The sequence below is a fragment of the Achromobacter sp. SLBN-14 genome, from assembly GCF_006715415.1.
GTDB lineage: Bacteria > Pseudomonadota > Gammaproteobacteria > Burkholderiales > Burkholderiaceae_B > Achromobacter > Achromobacter mucicolens.
This window is the reverse complement of sequence record NZ_VFNE01000001.1, coordinates 3,421,520-3,438,242: the sequence shown is the minus strand read 5'-3', so window position 1 is coordinate 3,438,242 and position 16,723 is coordinate 3,421,520. Positions and strand designations below refer to the sequence as shown.

Sequence of the window (16,723 nt, the reverse complement as noted above, 5' to 3'; positions counted from 1 at the left end):
CCGTCGGTGCTCGTCTCAACCCAGCAGGGCAAGCTGGTTGCCGCTGGGATCCTTCACGTACATCACGCGCTCAGGCGCATTGTCGGCCGAGCACACCGGGTGATGGCCGGCCGCGTGCAGGCGGTCGCGAACCGCCTCGAAGGCGTCGGTGCGCAGGGCAAGGTAGTCGGCCTTGACGCCCGCCGCGAGGCTGGCCACGGGCGACAACGACAGGGTCGCGTTGCCTAGCGCGAACGTGAGACGTGCGCCGCTCTCGCCCGCCACCTCGTTCAGCCCGAGGATGTGACGATAGAACTCACGAATCGCGCCGGCCTGCCGATCGAGAAACGAGAGTTGGACGGATTCGATGGACAAAATGAAGGACATGCCTGGATTCCCGCTGATGAATCAGGCACATGATAGGCACGCAGGCCAATGAAAAACAAAGAGGATGTAGTCCGGTCTACATGAGCGCGAGACTTAAGGATGAATCGGCCTTTGCATATAGCTTGAAGCCGGGGTCGGCGCGGTGGCCAGCACCGCGCCGACCCGCGTTCAAGCGGTCAGCCGCAGCCGATCGCGCACGGCGGCAAAGCCCCGCTCCAGATCGGCGATCAGGTCGTCCGGATGCTCCAGCCCCACATGCAGGCGCACGGCGCTGCGCCCGCCCGGCCAGCCCGTATGCTCGGCCAGGCGCTGCGGTGCGGCCTCAAGCGCCAGGCTCTCGTAACCGCCCCACGATGCGCCGATCGAGAAGTAGCGCAACGCATCGACGAAGACGCCGGCCGCCCGCGGATCTTTCTGCGCGAACGCGAACGTCAAGAGGCCGTTGGCGCCGCTGAAATCGCGCTTCCACAACGCGTGGCCCGGGTCTTGCGGCAGCGGCGGGTAGTACACCTGGAAAACGTCTGAATGGGCCGACAGGTATGCGGCCACCGCCGTGGCATTGGCTTGGTGCCGCGCCAGCCTCACATCGAGCGTGCGGATGCCGCGCAGCGTGAGATACGCGTCATCAGCCCCCACGGACAGCCCCAGCGCATCGTGCGTAGCCGCGAGGCGGTCAAAGAGGTCGGGCGTATCGGCGGTGACCGAGCCCATCATCACGTCCGAATGCCCGGCGAGATACTTGGTGGCGGCCTGGATCGAGATGTTGGCGCCCAACGCCAGGGGCTGGTGATACAGGCCCGCGCCCCACGTGTTGTCGATCGCGACCACGACGCCGCGCTCGCGTGCATGGGCAGCCAGCGCCGGCAGGTCGAGCACTTCGTAAAGCAGCGAGCCCGGCGATTCGACATACAACAGTCGCGTCTGGGGCCGCAGCAGGTCGGGCAGCGCATCGCGCCCCGGCGTGAAGTATTCCACCATGATGCCCTGCCGCTGAAGCAGCACCTGGTCCACCTTGCGCACCGGCGCGTAGACACTGTCGCTCACCAGCACGTGATCTCCGGGCTTGAGCAGCGCGAGAAAGACCAGCGAGATGGCGGACAGGCCGGACGGCGCGAGCAGCGTGCGATAGCCTCCCTCGAGCGTCGTGATCGCGGACTCCAGAGCGGCGTGCGTATCCAGGCCATGCCGGCCATAGGTCGCCACGCGCTCACCCGCGCCGCGTCGCGCCTGCAAGGTTTGCTGCGCCGCGCTGTCCGCAAACCGGACGGTGCTCGTGCGAACCACCGGCACGTTCACCGGGCCTGCCCCGTCGCGCAACGCCGGCGAGCCGACGTGGATCAGGCGCGTGCGCAGGTCGGCGTCGTCATGCGAGAGGGAATCTTGGCTCATGCTCGCACCTCGACGCTGGGCGTCAACTGACTGGCGTTGTAGTTGATGATCTCGCCAGTTTCCGGCTGGATGCCGATGCGGCCGTTTAGGGTCTCAAGCGGCCGCCCATAAAGATGGAAGTGCAACGTGGGGCCGCCATCAACCACGTGGATGCTGTGGATGTCGTCGGGCAGGAAGGCGATGGCCTGGCCCGGTTCCACCAGCACCTCCCGGACCTGCTCCAGCCGGGCCACCCCTGCCGTTGCGCCATCGTCAGTGCGCCGGTAGACGCGATTGAGTTCGGCGCCGGACAGCGCCACGATCACTGCCCAGGTGGTGTGGTTGTGCGGCACCGTGGTTTTGCCAGGGTTGATCGCGTTGAGATAGAGCGCGAGATCGTCATCGCCATCGTCGGGATTGAGACGGTAGCGCGTCGACAACTCCCGGGCGCCTGGCGCCGGCGCGGGAAACGCCTCGGGCGGAAAGAGATGGCGTTCGGCCGCCAGCGCCTCCAGTCGCCGGGAGACCTGCGCCAGCGTGGCGCGGTCTAGCGCCTCGCCGCCGGCGGCGCGCGCGGCAAGGATCAGGCGGATGTCCGCCAGCGCGGCATCGACGCTGGCGCGGCGGGCCGTGGGGGCCTGCGCGGGGGATCGGGCTAGGGTCATCATGGACTCCTCGTGGTGTTCGAATGGGACGTCGTGAGAGAACGTCTGGGTGCGCGGCGCCGGGCCGTCATACCGCCAGACGCAGCGGGTCGAAGGAAAACAGGGAATCGAAAGGGTCGCCGCGGCGGCGTGCCGGCACGCCACCCGCCGCCCGTTGCAGGAATGCGCCGGTGCGCTCGTTGCGCGGGGCGCCGAAGAGTTGCGCGGGCGGGCCGGACTCGACGATGCGGCCCGCCTCGGTGAAATACACGGTGTCGCTCACTTCCTCGGCAAAGCGCATCTCGTGGGTCACCAGCACGCAGGTCAGTCCATCGCTCACCAGGTCGCGGATGACGGTCAGCACCTCCCCCACCATCTCGGGATCCAGCGCCGAGGTCACCTCGTCGAACAGCATCAGCTCCGGCTCAAGCGCGAGCGCGCGGGCAATCGCCACGCGCTGCTGCTGGCCGCCCGAGAGCTCCCCGGGGTAGGCGCCCGCCTTGTGTTCCATGTGCACGCGGGCGAGCAGCGCGCGCGCGCGCGCCAGCGCCCGCGTACGGGACACCCCGCCCACCTTGATCGGCGCGGCCACCAGGTTCTCCAGCACGCTCATGTGAGGAAACAGGTTGTACTGCTGGAACACGAATCCCACGCGCTTGCGCAGCGCGATCAGGTCGCGTTCGCGCCGCAGAGCCTGTACGTCGACATCCCCTACGCGGATCCCGCCTTGTTGCGGTCGCAGCAATCCGGTAATGCAGCGCAGGATCGTGGACTTTCCCGACCCGGACGGGCCGATGATCGACACCGCCTCGCCACGCCGCACCGAGATGTCGATGCCGTTCAGGACGGGCGTGTCGCCGAACGCCAAGTGCACGTTGGACAGGCGGACGAGGGAATCAGTGTCGGGCATGACGCCGCTCCAGGTAGCGCGTCAGGCGCGAAATGGGATAGCAGTAGGCGAAAAACAGCGCCAACAGCGTGAAATAGATGAGAATCGTGAAGTCGGTGCGCGCGACGGTATTGCTGGCCACGGTCGCGGTGTCGACGAGGTCATGCACGCCCACGAGCGATGCGAGCGCCGTGCTCATGGTGATGCTTGCGTACAGGTTCATCCACGGCGCCAGCATGCGGCGCAGGCACTGCGGCAGGATCACCATGCGGAATATCTGCGTGCGCGCGAAGCCCAGCGAGTGCGCCGCCTCCCATTGCGCGGCCGGGATGGACTGCACCGCGCCGCGGAATATCTCCGCCACGTTCGCCGACGCGGGCAGCGCGAGGCCGATCACCACCTTGATCCAGTCCGGGAACGGCAGCACCCAGCCCGCCACCGGCACTTCGAACGGAAAGACATAGGTGGTGAAGTAAACGAGCACCAGAATCGGCGCGTTGCGGAACGCCAGAACATAGGCGCGCGTCAGCGCACGCAGCGGCGCGAGCGGCGAGAGCGAGATGGCGCCAACCACCAGCCCGAGCATCGTGCCCAGCGTCATCGCGAGCAGGCTGATCTGCACGTTCATCCCCAGTCCGCGCATCAGCGCGGGCCACCAATACCAGAGACGCTCCACGGCCACCGGCGTGGTGCCCGAAGCCGTCCAGTACAGGGCTGGCACAGCGAGGATCATCAGCGTGATGAACCAGGGGTCCCGCGCCACGTTACGCAGCAGGGCCGCGGCCCCTGCCGTCCACCCGGAGCGCCGCGGCGGCGCCAACGTCAGGTCATTGTCCATAGCCGGGCATCCTCAGCCGGTTCTCGAGCCAGCGGCCCGCCACGCTCACTCCCCAGGTCAGGAGACCGAAATACAGCAGGATCAGAAGCAGGAGTTCCAGCACGTTGTCGCGTTGCGACCAGATCATGATCGACTCGTACGTCACATCGCCCACGGCGATCGCCGACGCGATGGCAGTCATCTTGACCAGGTCCACCAGATTGTTCACCAGGGCAGGCAAGGCAAACCGCAAGGCGAGCGGCAGTTGCACGCGCCACAGGATCTCCCCGCGCGAGAACGCCAGCGACCGCGCGGCCTCCAGCGTTACTGCTGGAACCGCTTCGATGCCCGCGCGCAGGGCCTCGGCATGAAAAACGGCCTTATGCAACGCCACCACCAGAACCACCCACATAAAGGGGGTGACCGGATTGCCGCCCTCGAGCTTCTGCGAGATCAGCATGTTGAGCACGAGAAACGCGCAGTAGAGCTGAACCAGCGTTGGCGTGTTGCGCGTGAGTTCGACGAAGGCAGTGAGGGGCCGTGTGAGCCACGCCCGTCCGCTCGTAAGACCGGCGGCGATCAACACGCCGAACACGAGGCTCACGGGTATCGACGCGGCGCATAGCTGCAGGGTGACCCACAGGCCGCGCACGAACGCCACGCGTTCACCCGCATCCAGCACGAATGCGTAGTTCAGTCCGAATGGGCGGGCGAACGCCACCCATCCTTCGAGCAGTGACTCGGTCATGCGGCCTCCGGCGCAACCTGGCGTACGACCGTCGCTGGCCGCAGCGCCTTCACGGCCCGCGTGATCCGCTCCACCGCCAGCTCGAGTTGCGCGTCCGACGTGGCGAAGGACAGGCGGATATAGGGCGATAGCCCATACGCTGCGCCGCGCACCACGGCCACGCCCTCGGACTCCAGCAGCCAGCCGGTGAAATCGCCGTCGTCGGCGATAACCTTGCCGTCGGGACGGGTCGCGCCGATCACGCCCTGCACGCCGATCCAGGCAAAGAAGGCGCCCGCCGGCGCCTGCACGTCCAAGCCGGGCACCGCCGCCAGGCCCTGCGCCACCAGCCGCGCCCGGCGTCCATAGGCCGCGCGCGCCTCGGCCACGAACGCATCGGCCGCACCTTCGAGCGCGGCAAGCGCAGCGGCCTGCCCTACCGAACTCGGTCCGGACGACACTTGAGACTGCACCGCCTCCAGCGCGGCGATAAGGCCGGCCGGGCCCGTTCCCCAACCGATCCGCCAGCCGGTCATGGCGTACGCCTTCGACACCCCATTGACCAGCAGCGTGCGCCCCTGGAAGTCGGGCGCCACGGTTAGCCAGTGCGCGGGGGGCTCGCCGAACCAGACTTCTTCGTAAAGCTCGTCCCACAGCACCAGCACGTCCGGATGCTGGCTCAACACCGCCGCCAGCGCTGCGAGCTCCGCCGCGCTGTAGACCGCGCCCGTCGGATTGGCGGGCGAGTTCAGCACCAGCCAGCGCGTGCGGGGCGACAGGGCCTGGCGCAGCCCGGCTGGCGTGAGCTTGAAGCCCTCTTGCGCGCGGGTCGGCACGATCACGGGCGTGCCGCCATTGATGCGCACGCTGTCCGGAAAAGTGGGCCAGTAAGGCGCGGGCACGATGACTTCGTCGCCCGGGTCCAGCGTGGCGTTGAACGCAAGATAGATCACCTGCTTGCCGCCGTTGGAGACCAGCACGTCGCGGGCCTCGTAGCGCAGATCGTGACGCGCGCCGTAGCCCCGCGCGACCGCCTCGCGCAGCGCCCACGTACCGGCGGTGGGCGTGTACTTGGTCTGGCCGGCCTGCAGTGCGGCCACCGCGGCCTGCTTGAGCTCGGGCGGCGTGTCGAAATCAGGCTCGCCCGACGTGAGCGTGACGATGGAGCGCCCCTCGGCGCGCAGGCGCGCGGCCTGGGCGCTGGCCGCCGCGATGGGCGACACGTCGGCAGCGCGTGCGCGTTGCGACAGCAAGGCAGGAAACAGGCTGGCAGTCATGGAATGGCTCCGGGACAGGGTGCGGGGATCGATGCGGAATCAGGGCTTGGCCGACTCGGGCGGGGCCGCCTCGAATTCGCCGCGCTGCGCTTTCTGGCTTGATTTGTCCAGGGTGGCATCGGCGTACACCGGCGCCACCATGCAGATTGCGGCTGCCGCGGCGGCCCCCACGGCCACCATCCGGTTCGAGGGGATAGAACGCAGGCCCATGCTCAGCTCCCCTTGACGGCCTTGTCGTGCAGCTCTTGCAGCAACGGCTGCGGCGGCGCGATGCCCAGGCGCTGCTCGGTCTGGATGAGCCAGCCGCTGCGATGCCAGCCCTGGATCACCTTGTCGACGGCGGCGATGGTGTCCGTCTCGCCCTTGCGGGTCCAGACCACCGAGTTCGCCGGCAAAACGTCCGTCGTGATGGGCGCATGGAAGTCGGTCCACTCGGGGTTGTTCTTCAGCAGCGGATGGATGAGCGTGGAATCGTGCACCGCCGCCACGCACAGGCCGCCTTTGAGCGCCAGAAGCGAATCCGAGGAAGTCTTGTAGCCCTTCACGTCGGCGCCATATTCGGCGGCCAGCGGCTTGGCGTAGCTCGATCCCTGCGACACGCAGACGGGCTTGCCGCGCAGGTCTTCCCACCGCGCCACGCCGCTGTTCTTGCGCGTTGCAGCCGCGCCGCCCACGCGATAGAACGGCGTGGGCGCGTACCCGAGGATATCCGCGCGCTCGGGATTGAGCTCCATCGATGCGATCAGGAGATCGACCTTGCCCGAGATCAGGAACTGCACACGGGTCGGCGTCTGTACCTGCACCAATTCCACCGGTACGCCAAGATCTTCGCCCAGCTTGCGCGCCAGTTCGGGGTTCCATCCCACCAGCTGCTGCGTGGCGGGATCGAGCGAGCCGAACACGCCCCCGTTGGCCAGGACGCCGATCGTCACCTTGCCACGTTCGCGGATCTTGTCCTGCGTGACGTCGGCGTGGGCAAGACCCATGCAGACGAGCAGGCCGAGAGCGGCGCCCGCACGCAGGGCATGGCGGCGCGCCTGGCGCGAGACGCGGCGTTGGAGTTCTTGTCGTGCCATAGGACCATCACCTTGATGAGAAGAGAAAGGCGGCGTTTCGCCAGCCGGAAAGTGCTGTCATCGTGCGTGTCGCCATGCCTGCTGGCAAAGAAGCCTTTCAACTATGGATATGAGACTGGGCCACCCAACCCGCCGCTCGGCCCCTGTTTCGATTCCGACTTTGCATATGCGCTTTGCTTCGTAGCCAGTGAACGCGGGCCGCCACTACGATCGGCCCATCCTCGCTTCACGACCGCCATGTCATCGACCGCTTCCCCTTCCCGCTTCTCGCGCCTGCCCGCCCTGGGGCGAACCGCCGCGCGCGCCGTGCTGCACGCGCTTCCCACGGTGGCCGGCGTGATCCTCCTGAGCTTCTTCCTGATGCAGGCCGTGCCTGGCGACGCGGCGGACGTCATCGCGGCGGAGTCCGGCTCGGCCACGGCCGACAGCATGGCCGCCACACGCCGGCATTTCGGGCTGGACCTGCCGGTGCTGCAACAGCTCGGCAACTATCTGCAGCACCTCGCGCGGCTCGATCTCGGCCTCTCGCCTCGCTACAACACGCCCGTCGTGGACCTGATCGCGAGCCGCATCGGCAACACGGCGTTGCTCATGAGCACGGCGCTGGCCGCCGCGCTGATCGCCGGCGTCATGCTCGGCACGGTGATGGCCGCGTTCGTGGGCCGTTGGCCGGATCGGGTACTGTCGCTCGCCGCGCTGTTGCTGTATTCGACGCCCGGGTTCTGGCTCGGCCTCATGGCCATCATCCTGCTGTCGGTGCATCTGGGCTGGCTGCCACCCGGCGGCGTCAGCACCCTGGGCACCGTTGAGACTGGACTCGCGCACGTGCTGGACGTGGCGCGCCACCTGGTCCTGCCGACGCTGGCGCTTGCCGGCTTCTACGTTGCCATCTTTTCGCGCCTCACCCGCGCCGCCATGCTCGAAGTGAGCCGCCAGGACTTCGTGCGCACCGCCCGCGCGAAAGGCGCCGCGCCGCTGCGAGTCACGCTGCGCCATGTGTTGCGCAATGCGCTCATGCCCGTACTCACCGTCGCAGGCCTGAACTTCGGCACCCTGCTCGGCGGCGCAGTCGTGGTGGAGACCGTGTTCAGTTGGCCCGGCCTCGGCCGGCTCGCCTACGAGTCCGTGATGGCGCGCGATTACGTGGTGCTGATGGGCATCCTGATCCTGTCGTCGCTGCTGGTGATCGTGGCGAACATCGTCGTCGACCTGGCCCAGGCCGCGCTCGACCCCCGCGTGCGGGCGCGTTGAGCTGCGCGCTTTGACCTTCTCCGATTCTCCGATCTTTGCCCCACCCCGCCCCCGCATGACGACGTCCTCCCTGCCCCATCCCGCCGCCTGGCGTGCCAGCACGCTCGGCCGATTTCTTGCCAACCCCGCCGCGCTGGCCGGCCTCGTGCTTCTCGCGGTGATCGCGGCAGCGGCGCTAAGTGCGCCCTGGCTCTTTCCCCACGACCCGCTGGACATGGTGGGCACGCCGCTGTCGTGGCCCGGTCAGGACCCCGCGTTCCCGCTCGGCACGGACACGATGGGCCGCGACGTGGCGGCGGGCCTGGCCCATGGGGCGCGCGTCTCGCTGCTTGTGGGCCTGGCCGCGGCCGCCCTGTCGCTGACGATCGGCGTCAGCGTCGGCGCCGCGGCGGGCTATTTCGGCGGCTGGGCCGATCGCGTGCTTGTGCGGCTCACGGAACTGTTCCAGACCATTCCGTCATTCCTGCTGGTGATCGTGATCGTGGCCATTGCCCAGCCCTCCGTGGGCGTGATCGCGCTGGCGATCGGCGTCTCGTCATGGCCCGTCGTCGCGCGCCTCGTGCGTGCGGAGTTCCGTTCCCTGGTCCATGCCGAGTTCGTGCAGGCAGCGCGGGCCCAGGGCTACGGGCATCTGCGCATCGTGCTGGCAGAAATCCTGCCCAACGCGCTGCCCCCCATCATCGTGACCACCTCCGTGCTGGTGGCCAACGCCATCCTTATGGAGTCGGCGCTGTCGTTCATGAGCCTGGGCGATCCCAACGTGGTCTCGTGGGGCAGCATGATCGGCGATGCGCGCGAGATGCTGCGCACCGCCTGGTACCTCGCAGCGCTGCCGGGGCTGTCCATCGTCACAACCGTGCTCGCGCTCAATCTGCTGGGCGACGCGGCGAACGACGCCTTCAATCCCCGGCTGGCGCGCTGATCGGAGTCTGCCCGCATGTCCACGCTTTCCTCCCCCCTGGCGTCGTCCACGCCCCTGCTTTCCGTGCGCGACCTGAACGTGCGCTTTGCCGTGCCGGGCGGCGTGCACCACGCCGTGCGCGGCCTGGATCTCGATCTCGCCGCCGGACAGACCCTGGCGCTGGTCGGCGAGTCCGGCTGCGGCAAATCCACCACGGCGCTCGCGCTGATGCGACTGCTCGCGCCGGGCGCCGCAGTGGCGGGATCGGTGCGCCTCGACGGCGAGGAACTCACGGCCCTGCCGGAGCCCGCGTTCCGGCGATTGCGCGGACGCGACATCGCCATGATCTTCCAGGAGCCCATGACCTCGCTGAACCCCGTACACACCATCGGGCAGCAGATTGCCGAGGCCATCCAGTGCCACGAGGACGTGCCCAAGGCGCAACTCGACGCGCGGGTCATCGCGCTGCTGGAACGCGTGCGCATCCCGCGCGCGGCCCAGCGCGTACACGACTATCCGCACCAGTTTTCTGGCGGACAGCGCCAGCGCGTCATGATCGCGATGGCAATCGCGTGCGGCCCCCGGCTGCTCGTGGCCGACGAGCCCACGACAGCGCTAGACGTGACGGTGCAGGCGCAGGTCCTATCCCTGCTCGACAGCCTGCGGCAGGAACTCGGCATGGCGCTGCTTCTGATCACGCACGACCTGGGCGTGGTGCGCGAGCGTGCCGATCAGGTCATCGTGATGCACGACGGCATCGCCGTGGAACGCGCGCCTGTCGAACGCCTCTACGCGGCGCCGGCGCACCCCTACACCCGCGGCCTGCTGGCCACCTCCCTGCATGCGGGCGCGTCTGCGCGCACCGAGCTCGCGCGCGGCGGCGACCGCCTGCCTGAGATCCGCGTGCAGCGGGATGCGCAAGGCATCGCACGTCATTTCGAGGTCGTGCGGCCTGAGCCCGTGCGCGTCTCGCGAACCATCCCGGCCGATGCCCTGCCCCTGCTCGCGGTGCGAGACCTGCAGACCCGCTATCCCGGTCCGCGCGGCGCGGTCACAGCCGTCGACGGCGTGGATTTCGACATCCTGCCTGGCGAAACGCTGGGGCTCGTGGGCGAATCTGGCTGCGGCAAATCCACGCTGTCGCGCACGCTGCTGCGCCTGACGCCGGCGCATGCCGGCACGGTCCGATTCGATGGCACCGATCTGTTGGCCCTGAGCGACCGCGCGCTCAAACCGTGGCGGCGCCACGTGCAGATGGTGTTCCAGGATCCGTATGCATCGCTCAATCCCCGGCACACCGTCGGCAGTATCCTCGGCGCGGTGCAGCAAGCGCATGGCGTGCGCGACCGACACGAGCGTGCCGCGCGCACCGAAGCGATACTGCGCCAGGTCGGGCTGCCCGCCGACGCGGCGCGGCGCTACCCCAATCAGTTCTCTGGCGGACAGCGCCAGCGCATCGGCATCGCGCGAGCGCTGATCGCCCGCCCACGCCTGCTCGTACTGGACGAGCCCGTCTCCGCGCTGGACGTCTCGGTCCAGGCACAGATCCTCAACCTGCTGTCCGACCTCAAGGCCGAGTTGGGGTTGAGCTATCTCTTCATCTCGCACGATCTGTCGGTGATCAGGTACTTCTGCGACCGCGTGCTGGTGATGCAGGCCGGCCGCATCGTCGACCGCGGCACGCCCGACGCGCTGTGGCAAACGCCAAGCCACCCATACACGCGCGAGCTGCTTGCATCGGTACCCGGCGGCCCCGACATCCTGTCCGACGCCACGCCTCAGCGTCTACGCGCCTGAACCGGCGCGAGGGCGATGACCGCGCGGCCCACGGCCTCGCGCCGTCAGTGACGGGCCTGCGAGGGCCGTGTGAGCCGCGTGGCCCCTATTTCAGCGCCACGCCCGTGCCGGAGAGCACACGCCGATAGGTCGCGATATCCTCCGACACAGTCCGGTCGACGTCCTGCGGCGGCGTCGCGGCCAGCGTGAAGCCCAGGTTCTCGAGCAAGGCGGCGGTCTCCGGCTCGCGCAGCACCGCCACGACGTCGCGGTTGATGCGGTCGATCACGGTCTTGGGCGTGCCGGCCGGCGCGGACAGGCCCTGCCAGCTCTCCACCTCGTAATCCTTCAACCCGGCCTCCTGCAAGGTCGGCACGTCGGGTAGCGCCTTGGACCGGTAGGTGGTCGTGACCGCCAGGGCCACGAGCTTTCCGCTTCGCACGTTTTCGGTCGCGGCTGCCAGTGTGATCAGCATCGCGTCCACGTGTCCGCCCAGCACATCGAGCGACGCCGGCCCCCCGCCCGGATACGGAATCTGGTTGGTCTTGGCGCCGATCCGCTCGTTGAGCAATTCAACGGCCAGGTGCTGCAGGCTGCCCGTGCCGCCCGGCAACGCCAGCGTGATCTCGCCGGGGCGCTTGCGCACGAGCTCCGCGAACTCCTGGAACGTCTTCACGCCCAGCCCGGGCCGTACCACCAGCAACTGGGGATTGGTCACGGCCTTGGTGACCCCCACGAGATCGCGCTCGGGATCGTATGCCCGCGTGCCTTGCAGCGCATTGAGCGACAGGGCGTCGCCGCTGAGCAGCAAGGTATAGCCGTCGGGCTTGGCATGCGCGACCGCTGCGTTGCCGATCGCGCTGCTGGCGCCTGGCTGGTTCTCGACCACGACGCTCTGCTGCCATCTCTCGCCCAGGCGCTGCGCCACCGTGCGCGCCAGCTTGTCCGCGCTGCCGCCCGCCGCCACCGGCACGATGATCTTGACGGGGCGGTTCGGATAGCGCGCGGCTTCCTCGGTGGCCACGGGCGCGGCGCCCGATCCGGACCAAAGCGCGAGCCCGGCGGCAACGGCGATCGCGGCGCCCAGGCCGCTCTTCAAAAAGGTCTTGCGGTTCATGAGACTTCTCCTGCTTCAAACCAATTCGGGTTGGATCGCGTCCTGGCCGGCGCCCTGACGCAAACCTTGCCTGGCACGGCCGTCGGCCGCAGGCGCGCCACTGTCGTCGTGCGCCGCAAAGCGTCCGCCCGCCACGGCGACCGACTCGCGGCCGTCCACGCCGACCGGCACATCGCCTGCCAGCGTGATGCGATAGAGCACACGTTCGCGATCGAGATAGGCGAAATCGCCGGGGCCCTGGTGCGCGGTAGCGCGGTTGTCCCAGAAGGCGATGCTGCCCGGCGCCCAACGAAAGCGGGCAACGTACTCGGGCTGCGTGATCGCCTCGAAGAACAGATTCAATACGTGCCGCGACTCGACTTCGCTCAGGCCCAGGATGCGTCGCGTAAAGCCGGGGTTCACGAACAGCGCGCGCTCGCCGGTCTCGGGCAGCACCCGTACCACCGGATGATCCGCGACGCGCGGCTCGGCACGAACGCGTTGCGCGTACACCGTCTCGTTGTCGAAGTCGCCGTTGTAGCCCCCGAACTGATGGCGTGCCCACAGCCCGTCGGCCAGCGCCTGGAGAGCGGGCGACAGATGGCGGTAGGCCGCGACGAGGTTCGTGAACAGCGTGTCACCGCCATAAGGGGGCACCTGGTCGCCCGCGCGCAGGATTGAGGCCGACGGCGGATTGACCACGCCGGTCACGTCGGTGTGCCAGCGCTCGCCTCGACGGCCACTGGTCGATGCCGATGAAATCGTGCGGATCTGGGGATAGCCTTCCGGCGGATTGGCGTCGTAGGGATGCGCGCTCGTCGGCTGGCCGAAATGACGCGCGAAGTCGAGGTGCTGCGCGTGATCGATGTGCTGGTCGCGAAAAAAAACGACCTTCCAGCGGTCGAGCGCGGCACGGATGGCCGCCACCAGCGCCGGCGTGAGCGGCTCGCGCAGATCCACGCCATGTATCTCCGCGCCGGTGAAGACCGAAAGCGGCCGGATGTCCAGAAGCGCGGGGCTAACCCCTGCTTCCTGTGTGCGACTGTTGTGACTGCCCATGCTGCACCTCAATGGTGGGTTGTGATGCAGGCAGGTTAGGATCGGGCCGCGCACCGGACAAAATACCGATGCGCAATGTCGTCATGACTTCACGCGCTCACCAAGCGCAAAGCCAGCATTCACGCCGTACAACGCCGCATTCTCGGAAACCGGATATCGATATGCAGCCCATGTCTCTGTCGTCCGCTGCGCGGTTCGCCACGGGGGCCGCCATGGCTCAAGCGTCTCGAACTCAAGGTTGACTGCTGTCGTCATGTTGTCCCATTGCTCGATACGTGCGAAAACGACGTCCTTAGCGCTCGTTAGCTCGAGAGAATGTCCGAAGATGGTCACGCATCAATAATGCAGCGGATGAGCATGTTTTTGAAACGCCTAAAAGCAGCCTGCGTTGTGCCCACGCTTCCTCCAACCGTACGACCTTCAAAGGCTTTGTTGGGTAGGCTCTGAGAACTGCGACCGGCAGCACCGCAATTCCCAGGTTTGCCCGAACCATCTGGCACATCGCATCGAAGCTACGAACCTGAACTCGAACGCGCATCACCTCACCGCACTCCTCCGCCGCTCGCGATGTCAGCTCAAGCAAGGAGCTTCCGCGGTTCAAGCCAACGAAGTCATATTGCAGGCATTCGGAGAACCGTACGTGGGTCCGCTGTCCTAGTGGATGCTCTTGGGAACAAACCGCCACCAATCTGTCTTCCTGAAACGCTTCGACATCCAGGTCACCTGTAGGCGTATTTTCCGCAAAGATCCCAATGTCCGCGACGCCATCCACTACGGCGCGCACGATGTCACCGCTCAACTGCTCTTCGAGCTCCACTCGGATATCGGGGAACTGACCCATGAACGTCGCAAGGCAATCCGGCAGGAATTCCGTCAGCGCTGACATGTTTGCCCACAGGTGCACGTGCCCCCGGGTGCCCTGCGAGTAGTCCTGAATCTCGCTGCTGAACTGTTCAAACCCTTGAAATAAGCGTAGCGCGTGCTGTAGCGCGAGATGGCCCGCAGCGGTCAGACTCACGCCGCGAGCGCTGCGTTCCAGCAACCTCGTTCCAGCGCTTTCCTCAAAATCGGCGATTCGACGACTGGCGGCTGAGACCGCCAGGCCGCATGCCTGCGCGCCGCGCGTCAGGCTGCCGATCTGCGCCACGGCACAAAAAAGCCGCAGCGTGACGAAGTCGATGCGCGCGGGATTAAGCAACGTGTTGACCATACACCCTCCGTCAGCGTTCGCAAAACGCGAACGCTAGTGTATCAACAAGCAATTCCGCGTTGGCTGTCGCAGACTTAAATTTCATGCATCGTCATCGGGGGATTCACCGTGCAAGCACTTCAAAGCATTAAGGTCGTCGAACTTGGCCAACTCATTGCCGGACCCTTCGCCGGAAAGACCCTCGCGGATTTTGGCGCCGACGTCATCAAAGTCGAACCGCCCGGCATAGGCGATCCGCTCCGCAAATGGCGACTCCTCAAGGATGGCACCTCTGTTTGGTGGCAGGTTCAATCGCGCAACAAGCGATCGATCGAACTGGATCTACGTACCGCCGAGGGTCAGGAATCGGTCAAGGCTCTACTCGCGGACGCGGACGTGCTCATCGAAAACTTCAAGCCAGGAACCATGGAACAGTGGGGTCTCGGCTGGGACGTCTTACACGAGCTTAATCCTAGGCTCATCATGCTGCGCATCTCGGGCTATGGCCAAACGGGGCCTTATCGCGAAAAGCCCGGCTTCGGGGTGCTTGGCGAGGCAATGGGAGGGCTGCGGCACCTGACGGGAGAACCGGGCCGCGTGCCCGTTCGATGCGGGATTTCGATAGGCGATAGCTTGTCCGCCTTGCATGGCGTGATTGGCGTACTTCTTGCCCTTTATCACCGCGATGCTCGCGGCGGACAAGGCCAGGTAATCGACGTTGCCCTGTACGAAAGCGTCTTCAACATGATGGAAAGTCTGCTACCGGAGTTCGACGCGTTCGGCGCGGTTCGAGGCCGCGCTGGGAGCGCGCTGCCAGGCATTGCACCGACGAACGCGTATCGCTGCGCTGACGGAGGATATGCATTGATCGCTGGCAACGGCGACAGCATATTCAAGCGACTCATGGCCGCTATCAAGCGGCCGGACCTAGGCGATGATCCGTCTTTGTCCCAAAACGATGGACGCGTGGCGAGGGTCGAAGAACTTGACCAAGCCATCGAAGCTTGGACCTGCACCGTTTCACTCGACGAGGCACTTCGGGTACTCGACGAGGCGCGAGTTCCGGCTGGTCGTGTGTACTCCATCGAGGACATTGCGCAGGATCCGCAGTATCTCGCGCGCGAAATGATCGTTGAGCAGACGACGGCCGCAGGGGACCGGGTAAAAGTCCCGGGAATTGTTCCCAAGCTAAGCGCGACGCCCGGCCAGATTTCTCACCCTGCGCCCACTCTCGGTCAGCACAACACCGAAGTCCTCAACCGTGCGGGCTGGCCTGAGCGCAATGAAAGGATCACGGACCATGCCTGACAGCACACCCCAAAAATTGAAGATCAACGAAGTCGGCACTCGAGATGGACTGCAGAACGAACCTATTTTCGTTGGCACTGACGACAAGATTGCACTCATAGACGAATTGAGTGGGCTTGGCTACGCGAAGATCGAGGTCACGTCATTTACCTCGCCTTCTGCAATTCCAGCACTGCGAGATGCAGAAGTGGTTATGCACCGCATCCAACGAATGCCGGGCGTGGTCTATACGGCGCTCATTCCAAACGTGCGGGGCGGAAACAGAGCGCTCGAGTGTGGAGTAGATGAGTTCAACCTCGTTATGTCTGCCAGCGAAACACACAATTTGGCAAATTTGCGCATGACGCGACGCCAGTCGCTGACGCAGTTGGGGGACGTGGTCCGACTTGCCCACGACGCGCAAGTGCCAGTGAACATCTCTCTTTCCTGCGTTTTCGGCTGCCCCATGGAAGGCGAAGTTTCCGAAAGCGAGGTCATCAATCTGGTGGGAAAGTTTGCTGAGCTCGGCGCTGTGGGCGTCACGCTATGCGACACCACTGGGATGGCGTACCCCACGCAAGTCACGCAAGTCTGTGAGGCGGTGCTTAAAGCCTATCCCGGTCTCAATGTGACGGGTCACTTCCACAACACCCGCGGTATGGGCCTGACCAATGTTCTGGCTGCGCTTCAAGCCGGCGTGACCCAGTTCGACATGTCGCTCGGCGGCATCGGCGGTTGCCCCTATGCCCCGGGGGCTTCAGGAAACGTCGCAACCGAGGACGTCGTACACATGCTCAATTGCATGGGATATGACACGGGTCTGCAGGTCGAGGGCCTTATCGCGGCAGCCCATCATCTGGAGGCCTTGATTGGCCATGATCTGCCGGCGCAGGTTAGCCGTTCTGGCCCACGACTGACTCGACACGATCCGCCTGCCGGTTTCGAAGAAATTCGAGAGCGAGCTTGGAATCGCGAACAATCAAAAGGACAAATCTGAAAC

17 protein-coding genes are annotated in these 16,723 nt (G+C 66.3%); 5 read left to right on the top strand and 12 right to left on the bottom strand.

All coding sequences use genetic code 11. The features are described from left to right. Positions 1 to 15 precede the first annotated feature (15 nt). The 9 genes from FBY20_RS15695 to FBY20_RS15660 form a co-directional block, all read right to left on the bottom strand. Positions 16 to 366: a VOC family protein gene (locus FBY20_RS15695; RefSeq protein ID WP_142053289.1), complete on the bottom strand. Its 351-nt coding sequence runs from the start codon at positions 364 to 366 to the stop codon at positions 16 to 18. Positions 367 to 534: 168 nt separating this feature from the next. Next, positions 535 to 1,755: a cystathionine beta-lyase gene (gene metC / locus FBY20_RS15690; protein WP_142053287.1), complete on the bottom strand. Its 1,221-nt coding sequence runs from the start codon at positions 1,753 to 1,755 to the stop codon at positions 535 to 537. Continuing rightward, positions 1,752 to 2,399 (bottom strand): cysteine dioxygenase family protein, encoded by a 648-nt coding sequence (locus FBY20_RS15685; RefSeq protein ID WP_142055982.1) that lies wholly within the window; start codon positions 2,397 to 2,399, stop codon positions 1,752 to 1,754. The genes metC and FBY20_RS15685 overlap by 4 nt, the downstream gene beginning before the upstream one ends. Before the next feature lie 67 nt (positions 2,400 to 2,466). Further along, positions 2,467 to 3,288, bottom strand: a complete 822-nt coding sequence (locus FBY20_RS15680; RefSeq protein ID WP_142053285.1) for an amino acid ABC transporter ATP-binding protein — start codon at positions 3,286 to 3,288, stop codon at positions 2,467 to 2,469. Further along, a complete protein-coding gene (locus FBY20_RS15675; RefSeq protein WP_142053283.1) occupies positions 3,275 to 4,105 on the bottom strand; it encodes an amino acid ABC transporter permease in 831 nt (276 codons plus the stop codon). The genes FBY20_RS15680 and FBY20_RS15675 overlap by 14 nt, the downstream gene beginning before the upstream one ends. Further along, positions 4,095 to 4,832, bottom strand: a complete 738-nt coding sequence (locus tag FBY20_RS15670) for an amino acid ABC transporter permease (RefSeq protein ID WP_142053281.1) — start codon at positions 4,830 to 4,832, stop codon at positions 4,095 to 4,097. Before FBY20_RS15670 ends, FBY20_RS15675 begins: the two co-directional genes overlap by 11 nt. Beyond that, on the bottom strand, positions 4,829 to 6,088 hold the full coding sequence (locus FBY20_RS15665) for an aminotransferase class I/II-fold pyridoxal phosphate-dependent enzyme (RefSeq protein ID WP_142053279.1): 1,260 nt from the start codon (positions 6,086 to 6,088) through the stop codon (positions 4,829 to 4,831). Before FBY20_RS15665 ends, FBY20_RS15670 begins: the two co-directional genes overlap by 4 nt. A 39-nt stretch (positions 6,089 to 6,127) precedes the next feature. Then, positions 6,128 to 6,298, bottom strand: a complete 171-nt coding sequence (locus tag FBY20_RS27710) for a hypothetical protein (protein ID WP_160144412.1) — start codon at positions 6,296 to 6,298, stop codon at positions 6,128 to 6,130. A gap of 2 nt (positions 6,299 to 6,300) precedes the next feature. After that, on the bottom strand, positions 6,301 to 7,164 hold the full coding sequence (locus FBY20_RS15660) for a transporter substrate-binding domain-containing protein (protein ID WP_370458342.1): 864 nt from the start codon (positions 7,162 to 7,164) through the stop codon (positions 6,301 to 6,303). Positions 7,165 to 7,401: 237 nt separating this feature from the next. On the opposite strand from FBY20_RS15660, the gene FBY20_RS15655 reads away from it, so the two are divergent. Genes FBY20_RS15655 through FBY20_RS15645 form a run of 3 tightly spaced genes read left to right on the top strand, consistent with a single transcriptional unit; the run spans position 7,402 to position 11,113 of the window. Next, the gene (locus FBY20_RS15655) at positions 7,402 to 8,415 is read left to right on the top strand and encodes an ABC transporter permease (protein ID WP_142053277.1); all 1,014 of its coding nucleotides are present in this window, start codon (positions 7,402 to 7,404) and stop codon (positions 8,413 to 8,415) included. 55 nt (positions 8,416 to 8,470) lie between these two features. Beyond that, positions 8,471 to 9,337, top strand: coding sequence for an ABC transporter permease (locus tag FBY20_RS15650; protein WP_142053275.1), 867 nt, complete (start codon positions 8,471 to 8,473; stop codon positions 9,335 to 9,337). A 15-nt stretch (positions 9,338 to 9,352) separates the two neighbouring features. Continuing rightward, a complete protein-coding gene (locus FBY20_RS15645; RefSeq protein WP_142053273.1) occupies positions 9,353 to 11,113 on the top strand; it encodes an ABC transporter ATP-binding protein in 1,761 nt (586 codons plus the stop codon). 85 nt (positions 11,114 to 11,198) lie between these two features. On the opposite strand, the gene FBY20_RS15640 is transcribed toward FBY20_RS15645, so the two are convergent. The 3 genes from FBY20_RS15640 to FBY20_RS15630 form a co-directional block, all read right to left on the bottom strand. After that, a complete protein-coding gene (locus tag FBY20_RS15640) occupies positions 11,199 to 12,209 on the bottom strand; it encodes a tripartite tricarboxylate transporter substrate binding protein (RefSeq protein WP_142053271.1) in 1,011 nt (336 codons plus the stop codon). Between the two features lie 15 nt (positions 12,210 to 12,224). After that, positions 12,225 to 13,247 (bottom strand): TauD/TfdA family dioxygenase, encoded by a 1,023-nt coding sequence (locus FBY20_RS15635; RefSeq protein ID WP_142053269.1) that lies wholly within the window; start codon positions 13,245 to 13,247, stop codon positions 12,225 to 12,227. A gap of 292 nt (positions 13,248 to 13,539) precedes the next feature. Further along, positions 13,540 to 14,457 (bottom strand): LysR substrate-binding domain-containing protein, encoded by a 918-nt coding sequence (locus tag FBY20_RS15630; protein ID WP_142053267.1) that lies wholly within the window; start codon positions 14,455 to 14,457, stop codon positions 13,540 to 13,542. A gap of 108 nt (positions 14,458 to 14,565) precedes the next feature. Here FBY20_RS15630 and FBY20_RS15625 point away from each other — a divergent pair, with 108 nt between their 5' ends. Together FBY20_RS15625 and FBY20_RS15620 are read left to right on the top strand one after the other, a co-directional pair. Further along, entirely contained in the window at positions 14,566 to 15,744 is a 1,179-nt protein-coding gene (locus FBY20_RS15625; RefSeq protein WP_142053265.1) for a CaiB/BaiF CoA-transferase family protein, read from the top strand. Next, on the top strand, positions 15,737 to 16,720 hold the full coding sequence (locus FBY20_RS15620) for a hydroxymethylglutaryl-CoA lyase (protein WP_142053263.1): 984 nt from the start codon (positions 15,737 to 15,739) through the stop codon (positions 16,718 to 16,720). Before FBY20_RS15625 ends, FBY20_RS15620 begins: the two co-directional genes overlap by 8 nt. Positions 16,721 to 16,723 lie beyond the last annotated feature (3 nt).

Bases quoted from the DNA above. Each gene is read 5' to 3' on its own strand.
- FBY20_RS15695 (WP_142053289.1), bottom strand. From the start codon at position 366: ATGTCCTTCATTTTGTCCATCGAATCCGTCCAACTCTCGTTTCTCGAT.
- metC (WP_142053287.1), bottom strand. From the start codon at position 1,755: ATGAGCCAAGATTCCCTCTCGCATGACGACGCCGACCTGCGCACGCGC.
- FBY20_RS15685 (WP_142055982.1), bottom strand. From the start codon at position 2,399: ATGACCCTAGCCCGATCCCCCGCGCAGGCCCCCACGGCCCGCCGCGCC.
- FBY20_RS15680 (WP_142053285.1), bottom strand. From the start codon at position 3,288: ATGCCCGACACTGATTCCCTCGTCCGCCTGTCCAACGTGCACTTGGCG.
- FBY20_RS15675 (WP_142053283.1), bottom strand. From the start codon at position 4,105: ATGGACAATGACCTGACGTTGGCGCCGCCGCGGCGCTCCGGGTGGACG.
- FBY20_RS15670 (WP_142053281.1), bottom strand. From the start codon at position 4,832: ATGACCGAGTCACTGCTCGAAGGATGGGTGGCGTTCGCCCGCCCATTC.
- FBY20_RS15665 (WP_142053279.1), bottom strand. From the start codon at position 6,088: ATGACTGCCAGCCTGTTTCCTGCCTTGCTGTCGCAACGCGCACGCGCT.
- FBY20_RS27710 (WP_160144412.1), bottom strand. From the start codon at position 6,298: ATGGGCCTGCGTTCTATCCCCTCGAACCGGATGGTGGCCGTGGGGGCC.
- FBY20_RS15660 (WP_370458342.1), bottom strand. From the start codon at position 7,164: ATGGCACGACAAGAACTCCAACGCCGCGTCTCGCGCCAGGCGCGCCGC.
- FBY20_RS15655 (WP_142053277.1), top strand. From the start codon at position 7,402: ATGTCATCGACCGCTTCCCCTTCCCGCTTCTCGCGCCTGCCCGCCCTG.
- FBY20_RS15650 (WP_142053275.1), top strand. From the start codon at position 8,471: ATGACGACGTCCTCCCTGCCCCATCCCGCCGCCTGGCGTGCCAGCACG.
- FBY20_RS15645 (WP_142053273.1), top strand. From the start codon at position 9,353: ATGTCCACGCTTTCCTCCCCCCTGGCGTCGTCCACGCCCCTGCTTTCC.
- FBY20_RS15640 (WP_142053271.1), bottom strand. From the start codon at position 12,209: ATGAACCGCAAGACCTTTTTGAAGAGCGGCCTGGGCGCCGCGATCGCC.
- FBY20_RS15635 (WP_142053269.1), bottom strand. From the start codon at position 13,247: ATGGGCAGTCACAACAGTCGCACACAGGAAGCAGGGGTTAGCCCCGCG.
- FBY20_RS15630 (WP_142053267.1), bottom strand. From the start codon at position 14,457: ATGGTCAACACGTTGCTTAATCCCGCGCGCATCGACTTCGTCACGCTG.
- FBY20_RS15620 (WP_142053263.1), top strand. From the start codon at position 15,737: ATGCCTGACAGCACACCCCAAAAATTGAAGATCAACGAAGTCGGCACT.